The 13521-nt window shown below is 58.6% G+C and carries 13 protein-coding genes and 1 pseudogene; 4 read left to right on the forward strand and 10 right to left on the reverse strand.

Annotation, left to right across the window (positions count from 1 at the left end; translation table 11 throughout):
• Nucleotides 1–139 precede the first annotated feature (139 nt).
• From M0654_RS21720 to M0654_RS21745, 6 genes are all read right to left on the reverse strand, one after another.
• On the reverse strand, nt 140–1450 hold the full coding sequence (locus M0654_RS21720) for an MFS transporter (protein ID WP_248684880.1): 1311 nt from the start codon (nt 1448–1450) through the stop codon (nt 140–142).
• Between the two features lie 449 nt (nt 1451–1899).
• Nucleotides 1900–2535: an isochorismatase family cysteine hydrolase gene (locus M0654_RS21725; RefSeq protein ID WP_248684881.1), complete on the reverse strand. Its 636-nt coding sequence runs from the start codon at nt 2533–2535 to the stop codon at nt 1900–1902.
• Nucleotides 2536–2555: 20 nt separating this feature from the next.
• On the reverse strand, nt 2556–3107 hold the full coding sequence (locus M0654_RS21730) for a hypothetical protein (RefSeq protein ID WP_248684903.1): 552 nt from the start codon (nt 3105–3107) through the stop codon (nt 2556–2558).
• 150 nt (nt 3108–3257) lie between these two features.
• Nucleotides 3258–4226 carry an enoyl-CoA hydratase/isomerase family protein gene (locus tag M0654_RS21735; protein WP_248684882.1) on the reverse strand — a complete coding sequence of 323 codons (969 nt, stop codon included), beginning with the start codon at nt 4224–4226 and terminating at the stop codon, nt 3258–3260.
• A gap of 32 nt (nt 4227–4258) precedes the next feature.
• Nucleotides 4259–4729 carry a RidA family protein gene (locus M0654_RS21740; protein WP_248684883.1) on the reverse strand — a complete coding sequence of 157 codons (471 nt, stop codon included), beginning with the start codon at nt 4727–4729 and terminating at the stop codon, nt 4259–4261.
• On the reverse strand, nt 4723–5448 hold the full coding sequence (locus tag M0654_RS21745; protein WP_248684884.1) for an SDR family NAD(P)-dependent oxidoreductase: 726 nt from the start codon (nt 5446–5448) through the stop codon (nt 4723–4725). The genes M0654_RS21740 and M0654_RS21745 overlap by 7 nt, the downstream gene beginning before the upstream one ends.
• Nucleotides 5449–5726: 278 nt before the next feature.
• Between M0654_RS21745 and M0654_RS21750 the strand changes: the two genes are divergently transcribed.
• Nucleotides 5727–6821: an NAD(P)H-dependent flavin oxidoreductase gene (locus M0654_RS21750; RefSeq protein ID WP_248684885.1), complete on the forward strand. Its 1095-nt coding sequence runs from the start codon at nt 5727–5729 to the stop codon at nt 6819–6821.
• A 148-nt stretch (nt 6822–6969) separates the two neighbouring features.
• The gene (locus M0654_RS21755; RefSeq protein WP_248684886.1) at nt 6970–8193 is read left to right on the forward strand and encodes a YbfB/YjiJ family MFS transporter; all 1224 of its coding nucleotides are present in this window, start codon (nt 6970–6972) and stop codon (nt 8191–8193) included.
• On the opposite strand, the gene M0654_RS21760 is transcribed toward M0654_RS21755, so the two are convergent.
• A complete protein-coding gene (locus M0654_RS21760; RefSeq protein WP_248684887.1) occupies nt 8194–8871 on the reverse strand; it encodes a response regulator transcription factor in 678 nt (225 codons plus the stop codon).
• Between the two features lie 344 nt (nt 8872–9215).
• On the opposite strand from M0654_RS21760, the gene M0654_RS21765 reads away from it, so the two are divergent.
• Both M0654_RS21765 and M0654_RS21770 read left to right on the forward strand, forming a co-directional pair.
• Nucleotides 9216–9890, forward strand: coding sequence for a type 1 glutamine amidotransferase domain-containing protein (locus M0654_RS21765; protein ID WP_248684888.1), 675 nt, complete (start codon nt 9216–9218; stop codon nt 9888–9890).
• Nucleotides 9891–9958: 68 nt separating this feature from the next.
• The gene (locus M0654_RS21770; protein WP_248684889.1) at nt 9959–10420 is read left to right on the forward strand and encodes a YybH family protein; all 462 of its coding nucleotides are present in this window, start codon (nt 9959–9961) and stop codon (nt 10418–10420) included.
• 63 nt (nt 10421–10483) lie between these two features.
• Here M0654_RS21770 and M0654_RS21775 read toward each other — a convergent pair whose 3' ends face one another.
• The 3 genes and pseudogenes from M0654_RS21775 to M0654_RS21785 form a co-directional block, all read right to left on the reverse strand.
• Entirely contained in the window at nt 10484–11524 is a 1041-nt protein-coding gene (locus M0654_RS21775; protein WP_248684904.1) for an alpha/beta fold hydrolase, read from the reverse strand.
• 612 nt (nt 11525–12136) lie between these two features.
• Nucleotides 12137–12592, reverse strand: coding sequence for a hypothetical protein (locus tag M0654_RS21780; RefSeq protein ID WP_248684890.1), 456 nt, complete (start codon nt 12590–12592; stop codon nt 12137–12139).
• A 209-nt stretch (nt 12593–12801) separates the two neighbouring features.
• Nucleotides 12802–12996: pseudogene (locus M0654_RS21785) on the reverse strand (transposase); the annotation flags it as partial.
• Nucleotides 12997–13521 lie beyond the last annotated feature (525 nt).

Genomic DNA, 13521 nt, shown 5'->3' on the forward strand with positions numbered 1-13521 from the left:
ACGGCCCCCATCAAGTTCAAGAATATAAGCGCGGTCTTACAGCGCCACTCCAATGAGTGATCTCCGAGGATTTAAGCCCCATACCAGGATGATGAATACGAGCCAGCCGCGGAGGGCATAGCGAATTGCGCTCAGTCGTTTAATTTTCATGGCTGGATTCCACGGTCGTACCCATCCGCGCAGGGGTCGGATAACCTTGGATGCCGAGTTTCGACGCGGCTGACGTTCGATAATGAACGACCAGGCTACTTAATATCAACAAAGACAGCACGAATGCAAGCAAAGCAATTTCGATTTTCAACGTAGTCAAGATAGATGTCCAGCCGATTGCCAGTGAGGTAACTATTGCTCCTACCGAAGTTGATGTTTTCAGGAGAGAGAACACTTCTGCCCTCATCTTAGAGGTAACCAGACTGTTAATCTGAATCGAACAGTGGGCTTTCAGCGGTGCCGCAACTAATCCAACGAAGGCGCAGCCAACGAAAGTCGTTACGATCGAATGCTGTGTTGAAATCAGCGTTGTCCCCGCAGTCATCAAGCAAAGCATCACGACGACCTGCCGAGTAGAAGGTATTCGGTTCCGGATGCTTATCCACGCGGAACCCACAAGCGACGCCATACAGAGGGTGCCGGTAAAGACCGCACCATATTCCGGCCTCAAATCGAAACCAAGGGCAATCGAGACAGCGCCGATTTCTATCGCAGTGATTGCCGCGGCGATGACACAGGCGCATGCAAGCCAGAGCGACACGCCGCGCTCGATCAACTTGCCGCCGCGCTCGGGGGCACTCAACACAGGTACGTGCGGCATTTTCGGAAGAATAAAAGCTGGTGTAGCTCCAACGGCTGCGATCGCAACAATTGCAAGGGGAGCAGAAACTGTGCCGACGGCTGCTGCAAATATTGGTGCGACGAGGAACGTGATGTCGTCAGCTATTGCTCCAAACCCGAGCGCCTTCACCATCTGCGACGGATTGACCAGGTAATTGACCGCGTTGCGCAGGTGACCGAACGCGGCTCCCTGGACGAGACCGGCTACGGCTGCTGCACCGATTAGAACTCCAACTGGCGCACCTAGGACGCACGCTACTGCGCACACTAACATCGCCGCCGTTCTGATCGCTATCAGTGTCCTGAAGAATGAAATGGTGTTTGCATGACGTCCAAGCCTGGCAATGGGGACCGCCCCAAGAAGTTGCGCCGCCGTCATCGCAGCAAGTACGAGCGCCCCACTGCTAGGGTTGCCAGTGATCGTCATAGCCGCCAAAGCAAATGCTATGGGTGCGCCTGCACGAGGCGCACCGAACAATCCGTACGACAATGCCCAGCGCACAGAGTTGCTACGATGTGAACCGCCGCAATGCATGTCGTATTGCTTGTCAACTCTGAGCAGGTTCATCCGTTTCGTCGAATTAGTTGAAAGCCATTTATTGTAAGCGGCCCAAGACATGCGGTCGCGCCCGAGGGCTTTCGTAGCAGTAAGAGCCGCTTGCCGCGGTTTGACTTTATTCGGAACCTGACGGGAAGCACACTATACAAAGGTATTGCTGCCATTGCGGGTGACTATCTGGGGAGGCTCGTCACAGTCGATCGTCCCGATGGCGACGGGTCGGTCGGCCAAGCAGATCGGTCTACAAAATTCCGTGGGAGACAACGCCGGCACCCTCTCGCCGACCGTGACGGGATCGATGCACTCCGGGCATTTCACCATGACCTTTGTTGTCGCCGCGTCTGTCTCCACCGTGGGATATTCAGCATGAATCATAGGTACATGACGCATCGAAGCTATCCGTGGTCCCAGGCATACACGTCGGCGAAGCGACGATAGGTCCGAATTCTCCGAAGCCAGATTTCCCCCGCCGAACACGCGGCTCGCAGGGGGCTTCGGTGCGATATTGCTCAAGCGGTTTCAAGCGCTGAGAGCGCTGTGACGATCTCCGTGGTTTCTACGATCGCGCTTGCGTAGCTCGGCATGTTGATCTCCAGAGCCGCGTGCATCATTTCCTGGGAATAGTCGGCCACCGCGTCTTTAACGACAGTGACATCATAACCAAGCTCGGCGGCATACCGGACAGTAGCCTCGATGCAGGTGTGAGCGACAAGTCCGATCACGATGAGTCTTTGGATTCCGTGCCTCTTCAGCTCCAGATCGAGGTCGGTGTTGGCGAAGCCGCTCGAGCACCAGTGCTCCGAAGCGACCACCTCGCCGGCAACGGGAACGAACTCGGCGCGGAACTCGCCGCCCCAGGTGCCATATTCGAAGCTCTTGCGATGCCAGGCCGCCCGTTGGATAGGCGCCACGTACTTCCAGTTCTCGTAGTCCCCGGCACGGTAGCGGTGATGCATGGCGAAGAACACGCGAAGTCTGGAGGCCCGCGCCGCGTGCAGAACCTCCAGCATGTGCGGAACGCAGTTGTTCGCCTCGGCCACTTCCTTGATCCTCGGCCAGATCTTCCCGCCCTCGGAAATGAAGTCGTTGTACGGATCGACGACCAGCAGACCAGTGTTGTCTCGGTCAAAGGACAGTTGTGACATGACTCTCTCCTTTCTCGCAGTCATGCGGCCTTCGTGGATGAAGCGTTCTGAAGTGCGGCCCGTTCGATACTTGCAGCGAAGAGGGGCGTCTCGCCCTTGTTGTGCGCGATCGACATCGGCTGGCGCTGTGTACGGAAGATGTCGAAGGGGATTCCCTGACGGTCCAGGAAGGCAAGCATTTCGGCTGTCGCGTAGGACCGGACACGGTTGGTGAACTCGCAGCGGACCTCATCAATTTTCTTCACGCTGAGTTCCCAGGTGACGTGAATGGTCGTCCGGCCGGTTGGAGTGAACACATCAGAGTCCGAGTCGAGGATAAGATGGTCCTTTTTCCCCAGCGTCTCGATGTAGTGCTGCACCATCAGGCTTCCGCCGATCGTTTCGACATTGATCGACATCCTTGTACCGTCCGGGGCGGTCGTGAAGCCGGCCGCGATGTGCGCCGGTGAGCAGCCCTGATATTCCTTCTCAGGCAAGGTGAAGCACCATTTGGGGATGTCGACTTTCTCGATCGGCGCGTTGATGATAGCGGAGAAGCTAGAGTCAACGATCTGGTTTTCGATACTGTGCATGTTCGTCTCCATGGCTTGGTTGAGTCTGGGACGCGGCCGAACCCGATGAAATATCGGTGAAAGCGGCCGCCTGAAAGTGGTGCGGGTGTACCGGCGGTTTTACACAGATGCCGGTCCGACTAGCGACGGTCGCGCCGGCGGCGTACAAGCCTATTCCTGGGCCAAAGTCTGCGTGTAGTGTCCAAGACGGGCCTCGATCTCGGGATCTGTTTGCAACCCCATTTCCATCAGCCGGCCGATGTTCTTCTGGGCCACGGGGCGCTGCACCGACGAGATGAATGCATCCCAGCCGGCTCCGATCTCGGGGTCGGACGGAAGGCTTGCAAAGTCGACCAGTCGCTTCGTGTCGGCGATCGCCTGGCGGTCGAACCCTGAGATTCTGGTGGCGAGAGCGTCAACAAACGCATCGAGTTTGTCGTCGTCGAATGATCGGTTGACGTAGCCGTATCGCTCCGCCAAATCACCGTTCACGTCGTCGGAGCCGAGTAGGACTTCGAGTGCGCGACCGCGGCCCATGATCCGCGGAAGCCTCGCCATCGGTCCGCCACCCGGAACGAAACCGGCGCCGACCTCCCATTGCGAAAGTATGGCCTTCTCCCGGCTCGCGAACCGCATATCGCTGGCGAGTGCGAGTTCGCTGCCGACGCCCGTCGCTCGACCGCGGATCAAGGCGATGGACACTACGGGCGCCTTGCTGATGCGAACCAGCATGTCGGGCAGGGGGTGCAGCCCGGTGCGACCTGCAGGAAGGCTGGTGGACTCAGAGAGGGGCGGGGTGAAGTTATAATGGGTTAGAAAAAAACCCGGCACCGCGCTGTCGAAGACGACGACCCTGAGCTTCGGATCGCTCTCGATGTCCGCAACGACCCTCTCCATTTGCGGAATGGTTTCCGGACCGAAGATGTTGAAGGGAGGGTTGTCAAACGTAACCCGCCAGTATGCCGGGGTGCGCTTTTCCACCCTGATCTGGGGTCGTTCGCTTGCGGGCTGGGTTGTACCATCCTCGGCCCGATCTGTCTTTTCGGCGACTACCGTTGGTCCGGCGTACGCAATTGCCGGGAGCAGAAGAAGGGCCGCAGCGGTGGCAACGGCGCCCGTGGACTTGAGCTGTCTGATCATGAAAGCCTCCATTGGGATTAAAGCGGATTTCATCAAGGCTCGATTTCGAGGACGAGTTCGACTTCGACCGGCATTCCAAGCGGGATACTGGCGACGCCGAGGACGATGCGCGGAGGGACTCGTTCTTCCCCGAAGACTGTCAGGAGCAGTTCGGACGCTCCGTCCGCGACCTTTGGATGTTCGCGGAAATGAGCGGGTGTAGCGACGTAGACCCCAAGTTTGGCGATCGATCGTACTCTGTTGAGCGAACCAAGGTGGGCGCGAGCGGCCGCCAGCCCGCTAAGGCACGCCGCACGCGTGGCGTCGTAGCCCTCAGTTGTCGAAAGTTCCTGACCGACCAGACCCAGGTAGATCGGCTCATGCCCGACGACGGGTAGCATTCCGCTGAGGAAGAGGAACGAACCGCACTGCACCGCCTCCACGTACGCGCCGAATGGCGTGGGGGGAGGTGGGAGTACGAGAGCCAGCTCCTTCAGGCGCGCCTCTGCGTCCACGGCTACCATTTTCCAAGATGTGCGCCGTTGTCGACGTGCAGCACCTCCCCGGTGATATTTGCAGACTCGGTGAGATACACGACGCCATCGACGATCTGCTGGATGGCCGTGATCGTGCCCATCGGGGAAAGGGACTTCAGGAAGTCCTCTGGATCGTTCTCGTGCATTGGCGTGTCGACGATGCCGGGAGAGACGGCGTTCACCCGGATGTTCTCCTTCGAGAATTCCATCGCGAGGCTTCTGGTGGCCGCATTCAGGCCACCCTTGGTAATCATCGCCAGGGAGGCGGTCACACCGGCGATTGGGTGGTCTGTCAGGGAGGAGGTGATGCTGACGACGCTTCCACCCGACGTCTGACGAAGCATCTGTTTGATGGCATGCTTTGTGAAGTGAATGAATCCTTCGACATTCGTTGCCGACAGGCGTCGGAAATCGTCCAACGTGTATTCGAGGAACGGTTTCGTGAAGAACAGTCCGGCGTTGTTGACGAGCGCGTCTACCGATCCGAACCGCTCGACCGCCCTCTGCGTTACCCGCTCTGCCGTGTCGGGATTCCCGACGTCGCCGTCGACCAGCTCCAGCCTGGCCGAGCGCTCGAAACCGCTCGTCTGGCTGATGCGCCTCGACGTCCCAACGACGTTCCAGCTCTTTTCCAGGAAGGTCCTCACGAGACCGGCTCCTATTCCCTGGGAGGCGCCGGTAATCACAACGGTCTTTTTTACGCTCATCCTGCTGCCTCCGTTTGGCGACACATCGCAGAGCTCGGCTTGTCCACGCAAAGGCGGCGCCGAAAAGTCTGGGATCAATAGCCCGGCAAAGGGCGGGAGCGGTGGGAACGATGCCAGCCGCTCTTCCGATAACTTCGCGCCGAGTGGGAGGACGACGCTATTGTACGAAAGTGTACCCGATACCTTTGGGTCATTCGACCACGGACACCAAGGTGCAATAGACCATGCTAACGGCGGCGGGTATCACCTCATTCACGTCGGATGTTTTGGAGGCGCCTATGACAAGTTGGAACGACCGCCGAATTCTTGACCTGTTCGGAATTCAACTGCCTGTAATCCAGGCGCCGATGGCGGGTGCGACCACTGTCGAAATGGTAATAGCGGCTTCTGGCGCAGGCGGGCTGGGTTCACTTCCGAGCGCGCAGTATTCCGTCGAGCAATTGCGCGAAGCGCTTCTCCGGATCAGGAGCGAGACGGCTGCTCCCATCAACGTCAATTTTTTCAGTCATGTGACGCCGGCCGACGATCCGGTGGCACAGATGCGGTGGCACTCGGCCCTAGCGGCCTATTACGTAGAACACGGCCTCGATCCTTCGGCACCGGTCAAGGGCGCGGGCCGCGCGCCGTTCGACAATGCGTTCTGCAGCGTGGTCGAAGAGTTCCGCCCTGAAGTAGTCAGCTTCCATTTCGGGCTTCCGGCTGATCACCTGGTCGAACGCGTGAAGGCCGCCGGAGCGAGAGTCATTTCCTCCGCCACGACCGTCGACGAGGCGGTCTGGCTTGAGGCAAAGGGTGTCGATGCAGTGGTCGCCATGGGGTTCGAGGCGGGCGGGCATCGCGGCAACTTTCTCACCGATGACATGTCTACGCAGGTGGGTACGATGGCGCTCGTCCCCCAGGTCGTCGACGCGGTGAGGGTTCCCGTAATCGCGGCCGGAGGCATTTCTGATGGACGGGGCGTGGCCGCTGCCTTGATGTTGGGTGCCTCTGCCGTTCAGGTCGGAACGGCCTACCTTTTCTGTCCTGAGGCAAAACTACCAGCAGTTCATGCGCGAGCGCTCGCCTCGGCCGGCGACGACAGCACCGCCATCACGAACGTCTTCACGGGCAGGCCGGCGCGAGGGGTATTGAACCGTGTCATGCGCGAGCTTGGGCCGCTTTCGACGAGCGTGCCGGCCTTCCCGACCGCAGGCGCCGCGCTGGCTCCGATCCGGGCCAAGGCGGAAGAGGCTTCGAAAGATGACTTTACCAACTTGTGGTCGGGACAGGCCGCCAGGTTGGCGAAACACTTGCCAGCGGGGGTGCTGACAAAATCGCTATTCGAAGAGGCACTGGCCGTCCTGGACGCGCGCGCAAACGTGGACGGATTGTAACGTTTCGCGGCAGCAGATCTCCGCTTAGGCGGGATATGCACCGTATGCTCCAATACCTATCTGAGATCGCATAGCGGCAGCCTCGCTTCGCGGCAGCAGCCCTCTCGCTCCAGCTACAAATCTCGTTTTTCACGCAGGAGGTCGAACCATGTCCCAGCACGCTCGGAGACAGCTTACGGTCGTACTGGCCGGGGCGGCGTCGCTCGCAATCGCGATGGGGGTTGGCAGGTTTGCCTTCACGCCGATCCTACCGATGATGCTTCACGACGGTGTTCTCGACCTGCATGTTGCGGGCAACCTCGCGACCGCAAACTACATCGGTTATCTGGTCGGAGCACTCGCCTCTATGCTGGTGCCGAAGAAGTGGGACCATACCACGGTTATAAGGCTGGCCCTCGCCACGACGGTCATCCTCACGGCTCTGATGGCCTTGCCCGTACCGTCCATGTGGATCTCACTCAGGTTCTTGGCAGGCGTTGTGTCGGCCGTCGGCTTCGTATTCACGTCCGGCTGGTGTCTGGCCGAACTGTCCGGGACTTCCGGCTCTATTGGGAGCGCGATCTACACGGGACCCGGCGCGGGAATCGCGCTGTCCGGCGTCGCTGCGAGCTTCATGAGTGCCGCCGGCCTTACTGGGCAGTTGGGATGGGTGACCTTTGCGGCAATGTCCGCAATCATGAGCGCCTTGATCTGGGGGGTATTTGGAAGGCGAACCAAATCGGTAGAGGCTTTCTACGTGGGAACCGCGCGGGCTGCGTCCGGCAAAGTACCAGGCGCTGAAATGCCGTTGTTCGCGATGGCCTATGGCTTGGCGGGATTCGGCTACATCATCACCGCGACGTATCTGCCAGTCATAGCGAAGAACGCTATCCCGGGTTCGTCCCTTCTAACCGTCTTTTGGCCGCTGTTCGGCATTTCGGCAGTTGTGGGATCGCTGCTAGCGGCCAAGGTGAAGAAGAACGCGGATGCTCGGCTCTACCTCATTGGCTCCTACCTGGTACAGGCTGCCGGCGTGGCTCTGTCGGTTGTTTGGCAGGATGCTCTCGGGCTCGCCGTGAGCAGCATTCTCGTCGGAATTCCCTTCACGGCCATAAGCTTCTTTGCGATGAACGAAGTTAGGAGGATCCGGTCGACTCATCACGCCCGGCACATGGGCTTGTTGACGGCTATGTTTGCAATTGGTCAGATCATGGGGCCGCCGGCGGTGGGTGTTATTCTGAGGAACGAGGCCAACGTGGACGTGGGTTTCGCTCTGGCACTTGGTATCGCCAGCCTTACCCTCGTCGTCGGTGCAGCTATATTCGTGGCTATGATCGTGATGTTTCCAGGGAAGCGACGGCCCGCCGGGACCGCGAAACACGTGTCCGGCTAATCAAATCTCGCCGCTGTCTTCTAGCGGGAGTCTAGCGGCCATATTGACGAGCTCCGGGAGAGAGCGGGCGCCCATCTTCCGCATGACCTGACCACGGTGCGCCTTGACCGTGATCTCGCTGATATCGAGTTCGTATGCCACCTGCTTGTTCAAAAGACCTTTGACGACACGAACCATGACTTCTCGCTCTCGTCTCGTGAGCGCGTCATAGGAGCGTTGCAGCCGCAGCAATTCCCCTTCCTCGCGAAGAAGTGCCTCGCTTCTTAAGAGCGCAGCCCGAATAGCGTCTAGCAAGATCGCGGTGTCGAGAGGTTTTGTCAGGAAGTCCAAGGCGCCCCCTTTCAACGCCTTGACCGTCATAGGAACGTCTCCGAAGCCGGAAATGAATATGATCGGCATTCTGTTGCCGCTAACTGTGATCATGTTCTGGAGATCCAGGCCATTCAGGTCAGGCATGTTGACGTCCAGAACGAGGCAGCTCGGCGTCTGGGCCGGAGGAGCTTCGAGAAAAGATTGGGCTGAAGCGAACAGGAGCGGCTGCCAGCCGGCCGACGTAATCAGGAGTTCAAGAGATTCCCTTACAGAAACGTCGTCGTCCACCACGAAGACGGTGAGCGGTTCGATGGAGTTTTCAGATGCAGGAGCCTTGTCAGTCTTTGCCGAGATCATCCGGTACATTGCTTCCTCCTCGAAGAGGGCACCAGGTCTTCGCCGAAGAATCGGAAACCGTATGCAATGCAGTTCCCGCCTTAACGCTTCGGTCAACAAATCTCTCTGGCGAGCCGCCCCGAGAGAATGCATCCTGCTGCCGGGAAATCCATTGTACATTGGTATCGACGGTTCGACCATGCTGGAGAGGCGTGCGTCGACACCATCGTACAATGGAACCCGTCACCGGCATTGCGCATGTTGGCAGCGTCAAGCGGATCAATAGCGCCGGCCGAGACCGTAGGTTTCAGATGCTTTCGCCCGCGCGACCGGAGAGACGCCGTACGTCCTGCCCAGCTTCGATGGAGAACGCGATGAGCAAGATTCTCATGGTACTGACATCTCATGACCGCCTTGGAGATACCGGCCGTAAGACCGGTTTCTGGCTAGAAGAATTCGCGGCTCCTTACTACGTGTTCAAGGACGCAAGCGCGCAGATCACGGTTGCATCTCCGCGTGGCGGCCAGCCGCCAATCGATCCCAAGAGCGACGAACCTGAAAACCAAACGTCCGCGATGACCCGCTTCAAGTCCGACAAGGACGCCCAGTCCGTCTTGGCGAATACCGTGCGGCTCGCCACCGTCGATGCCAAGGACTTCGACACGGTGTTCTATCCTGGCGGCCACGGCCCAATGTGGGATCTGGTGGAAGACCGCAAGTCCATCACGCTGATTGAAGACTTCTATAATGCCGGCAAGCCGGTCGCCGCGGTGTGCCATGCCCCTGCAGTTTTCCGTCATGTCACGTACCAGGGGCAGCCCATCGTGAAGGGCAAACGTGTCACCGGTTTCGCGAATTCGGAGGAGGAGGCCGTCGATCTAACTACCGTCGTTCCGTTTCTCGTAGAAGACGAGCTCAAGCGACTTGGAGGGCACTACGAAAAGGCCGGGGACTGGGAAAGTTTCTCAATCACGGACGGAAGACTCATCACCGGTCAAAATCCGTCGTCATCGACGGCGGCCGCCCAGGCACTGTTGACGTTGCTGTGAAGTAAGGACCCATTTGTGGTCCGGCTGGTTCCAACCGGCTGGGCCTCTTTCTTATTGGAGGCATCATCATGACAGTCGACTTGAGCGAAATTACGGGATCGGAAACGGGACCGGTCGACGGCAGCGCGACTGACGCATTGATCGAATTTTACAGAGCCTTCAATGCGGCAAACCTCGAGGCGCTCGAGGCGGTCTGGTCCGAAGGCGAGGCGCCGAGCATGAACAATCCTATCGGTGGCATCCGCCGGGGCTGGAGTTCGATCGCGGAGGGCTATTCCAAGCTCTTCGATGGTCCGGCGAAAGTCCAGGTGGCCTTTCACGACTTTACGAGTCAGGAGGGTGAGGATTGGCATCTCTTTGTTGGTCGGGAGCGAGGAGTGTGCACCACTCCCGAAAAGACGCTCCACGTTCGTTTCCGTACGACACGATGGTTCGTGCGGAAGAATGGCTCCTGGCGGCAGCTTCATCATCATGGATCAGCCGAAGATCCGAACATGCTGGCGGCCTACCAGCGTCTGATCTTTGGATAGGATAAAAAGGCGCTGGCATTTGGCCGGCGCCTTGAAGGCTGACGCGATACGTCAAAGGCCCCACTATGCCCATTTGTCTGCGTCTATCACAGCCCGAGCGAACGCTTCAGGCGCCTCCTGAGGAAGATTGTGGCCGATACCTCCAGAAATCAGGCGGTGCTCGTATTTTACCTTGAATTTTCCGGCATAGGCTTTCGGATCTGGATGAGGAGCGCCGTTCGCGTCGCCTTCCAACGTGATTGTGGGGACGTGGATATCCGGAGCTTCCGCCAATTTCGTCTCGAGCTCGTCGTATCGACGCTCGCCAGGGGCAAGACCCAAACGCCAGCGATAATTGTGAATGACAATCTCCACGTGGTCGGGATTGGCAAAAGCCGGTGCGCTACGCTCGAATGTCAGGTCGTCGAACTCCCAGCGCGGTGACGCAAGCCTCCAGATAAGTTTGGCGAATTCATTTGTGTATTTCGCATATCCTTCGCGGCCACGCTCGGTTGCGAAGTAATACTGATACCACCACTGGAGCTCGGCAGAGGGCGGTAAGGGTTTCTTCCCAGCGCTCTGGCTTCCCACGAGATAGCCACTAACCGAGACCAACGCTTTGCATCGCTCGGGCCAGAGAGCGGCAACGATGTCCGCCGTCCTCGCCCCCCAGTCGAAACCGGCAACCGTAGCCTTGCCAATTTTCAAGGCATCCATCAGCTTCACCGCATCGACGGCAAGAGCCGATTGCTGACCGTTCCGCATTGACGTCGCGGACAGAAACGTCGTGCCGCCATATCCGCGCAGGTAGGGAACGATCACTCGATAGCCGTGCTCTGCCAGCATCGGGGCAACATCGGCGAAACTGTTGATGTCGTATGGCCAGCCGTGCAGCAGAAGTACTGCCGACCCGTCGGATGGACCGAGCGAGGCGTATGCGACGTTGAGGTCGCCTGCGTCGATACGCTGGTTCGCCTCCAACTGCCGACCCTTAGTTTGGGGGCTACTTGATCCTTGGGCCTGCGCCGTTTCTATCGCCTCTCCCATTATTCCGGCCGCTGTCAGTCCGAGGGCGATGCCGCCGAAGGAGCGGCGGGTTAAGTTCGCGGGTTGGAAGTTTCGCATGGCTACGTTCTCCGAAGATCTGCGCTCGAACATCCCCTTCCCATAAAGAGACTCCGGCGCGTGTTGGACGCGAGGAGTGTGAATAGACACAGGAGGAACCGCTACTGGACCAAGGTATCGCCAGCACGAAGGTATCGTCGGTACCTATGTGCAACTGCGGTTCCCGCAGGCAATCGACATACTGGTGTTGAGTTTGACGGTCGAGCGCGCCCCGAGACTGGAGATAAGTCGATGCACGATAAAGAGAGGCCATCCGTTTTTCCCGGCGTAGCGATTCTTTTCGGGATGACAATTCTGTTTGTGGCGCTGGTGGCTAGCGAGCAGCCCGCCGCTCCAACACGCGTCTGCTTCCCTGTGGCCACGGGCGGTTACGAGCCCGACGAGAACAAGCAGAGGGCTGGACGCTCCGCCGTTCGATACGACTGCAATTTGCCTGACCAGGTCTGATGCCCGGGGCAAATAGTTCAGTAATTCGAGTGCACCGGCCGCTTGAACTTGACGACATATCCATGATCAGGGGGTTTCCGCAGGGGAGCTGTGGCAAAGTCATGGTGCGAAACCTGATGCGATCACCGGCTGTCCTTCGGGGCCTTCGCAAGCTTCTGTGAAGGTTTAGGCTGACAATTCCTGAATGATCCGAACAGCAATGGGCCAGACTGTATAGGCGATCAGAACGGTCCACATGGCCGCGATCATGGTAGGAACTTCCACGGTTTGGATTCCGCGCCGGCGCGAGCCTCCGCTTGCCCTCTTGTAGACGAGGTAGACCGCGTCATGTTCAAGATAACGCTCACGCAGAGCGTCGATTTTCTTTGAAAGCGTGTGGGTGATCGCGAACTGCACATGCGCAAAATACAATCCGAAAACAGCTACGATGAAGGCTATGAAACTCTCTCGTTGTCCTACGATTGCCGTTGCATATGCGGTGAGAGCCATTGAGTGGGCGATCAACGAGTAGCTGAAACGTTGCGCAAGAAGCTGATTGGCCTCGCTCAGGTATCCGGCCGCCCTAGCGATCTCGTCCTGGGAAGGGTGACTTCTAGCGCAGTGAGCAGATTGTGCATCCATGTTACGCTCCTTGGTGCCTGAGTTGCTTACCTCTGAATACTTTTGAAAAATCTAACAAACGTGGCTTAGAACCGGTGCGGGGAATATCTTGCATTTTCAGCGGCTCGGATTTCACGTGGACGGATTTTCCGCGTCTTATGGCTTGTGGCAGTTCGGGGAACGTGCCTACAGTAAGCCGAATTCGATAACGTCGAGTTCGGCAGCAGGTGCTAGCTGCCGGGGTTGCGGCGTTCGAGGCTGCTTCGCGCCCCCATCTCAGCCATAGAGGGCCTCGCCACGAACGTCGGAAAGCGGATATCGGGTCTTGCGCTCTCCTTGCGAGAGCGCAAGGCGGTGCGACGCCAGCCAAACAGTTGTGACGGGTGGATATCGAGCCGTCGTGCGATTGCTGAAACGCTCGAGCCAGGCTCGAGTAGCCTCTGCTACCGCCCGCTCTTTGAAGTCCTCCGACCAGCGCCGGCGAAGCTGCGAGGCGCGCCTTCAAAGCGGTCCGCAACAGCCTCAATGATATGGAAGGTTCTAGTTCCAGAGCTAGGCGCAGACATAGAAGCTCACAGCACTTCATCGTGGCCGCTACAGGTAGCCGATCGCTAAGCTGCTTCGCCAGATGGGGTCTGCTTGTCGCTTACGAAGAATACGCCTTCCGAAACTTTAGGCGAGGATGTTAGAAAAAGGCCGCCTCCGGCGGATGGAGGCGGCCTGGCGGACCTTGGGAGGATCCGCGCGCTCCGGCGGAGGGGAACGACGCGGGAGCGTTTCGCTACTAGAGCGTATCGCCTGGGAGGAGGAGAGGCGATATTTGGAGACTACGCTGATTGCCCTCGTTGCGGAATTGCACCTAAGTATCGGCTAGACCTACGTATTGGGCCAAGCCCACTAGACTAGATAGCGACACAGGTTTTAGGGCTTCCGGCACTACCGCCGCCGCG

Origin of the sequence: Neorhizobium turbinariae (genome assembly GCF_023223505.1) — a bacterium.
Taxonomy (GTDB): domain Bacteria; phylum Pseudomonadota; class Alphaproteobacteria; order Rhizobiales; family Rhizobiaceae; genus Neorhizobium; species Neorhizobium turbinariae.

Coding starts and splice junctions, on each gene's coding strand:
- M0654_RS21720 (WP_248684880.1), bottom strand. CDS start 1,450: ATGTCTTGGGCCGCTTACAATAAATGGCTTTCAACTAATTCGACGAAA.
- M0654_RS21725 (WP_248684881.1), bottom strand. CDS start 2,535: ATGTCACAACTGTCCTTTGACCGAGACAACACTGGTCTGCTGGTCGTC.
- M0654_RS21730 (WP_248684903.1), bottom strand. CDS start 3,107: ATGCACAGTATCGAAAACCAGATCGTTGACTCTAGCTTCTCCGCTATC.
- M0654_RS21735 (WP_248684882.1), bottom strand. CDS start 4,226: ATGATCAGACAGCTCAAGTCCACGGGCGCCGTTGCCACCGCTGCGGCC.
- M0654_RS21740 (WP_248684883.1), bottom strand. CDS start 4,729: ATGGTAGCCGTGGACGCAGAGGCGCGCCTGAAGGAGCTGGCTCTCGTA.
- M0654_RS21745 (WP_248684884.1), bottom strand. CDS start 5,448: ATGAGCGTAAAAAAGACCGTTGTGATTACCGGCGCCTCCCAGGGAATA.
- M0654_RS21750 (WP_248684885.1), top strand. CDS start 5,727: ATGACAAGTTGGAACGACCGCCGAATTCTTGACCTGTTCGGAATTCAA.
- M0654_RS21755 (WP_248684886.1), top strand. CDS start 6,970: ATGTCCCAGCACGCTCGGAGACAGCTTACGGTCGTACTGGCCGGGGCG.
- M0654_RS21760 (WP_248684887.1), bottom strand. CDS start 8,871: ATGTACCGGATGATCTCGGCAAAGACTGACAAGGCTCCTGCATCTGAA.
- M0654_RS21765 (WP_248684888.1), top strand. CDS start 9,216: ATGAGCAAGATTCTCATGGTACTGACATCTCATGACCGCCTTGGAGAT.
- M0654_RS21770 (WP_248684889.1), top strand. CDS start 9,959: ATGACAGTCGACTTGAGCGAAATTACGGGATCGGAAACGGGACCGGTC.
- M0654_RS21775 (WP_248684904.1), bottom strand. CDS start 11,524: ATGCGAAACTTCCAACCCGCGAACTTAACCCGCCGCTCCTTCGGCGGC.
- M0654_RS21780 (WP_248684890.1), bottom strand. CDS start 12,592: ATGGATGCACAATCTGCTCACTGCGCTAGAAGTCACCCTTCCCAGGAC.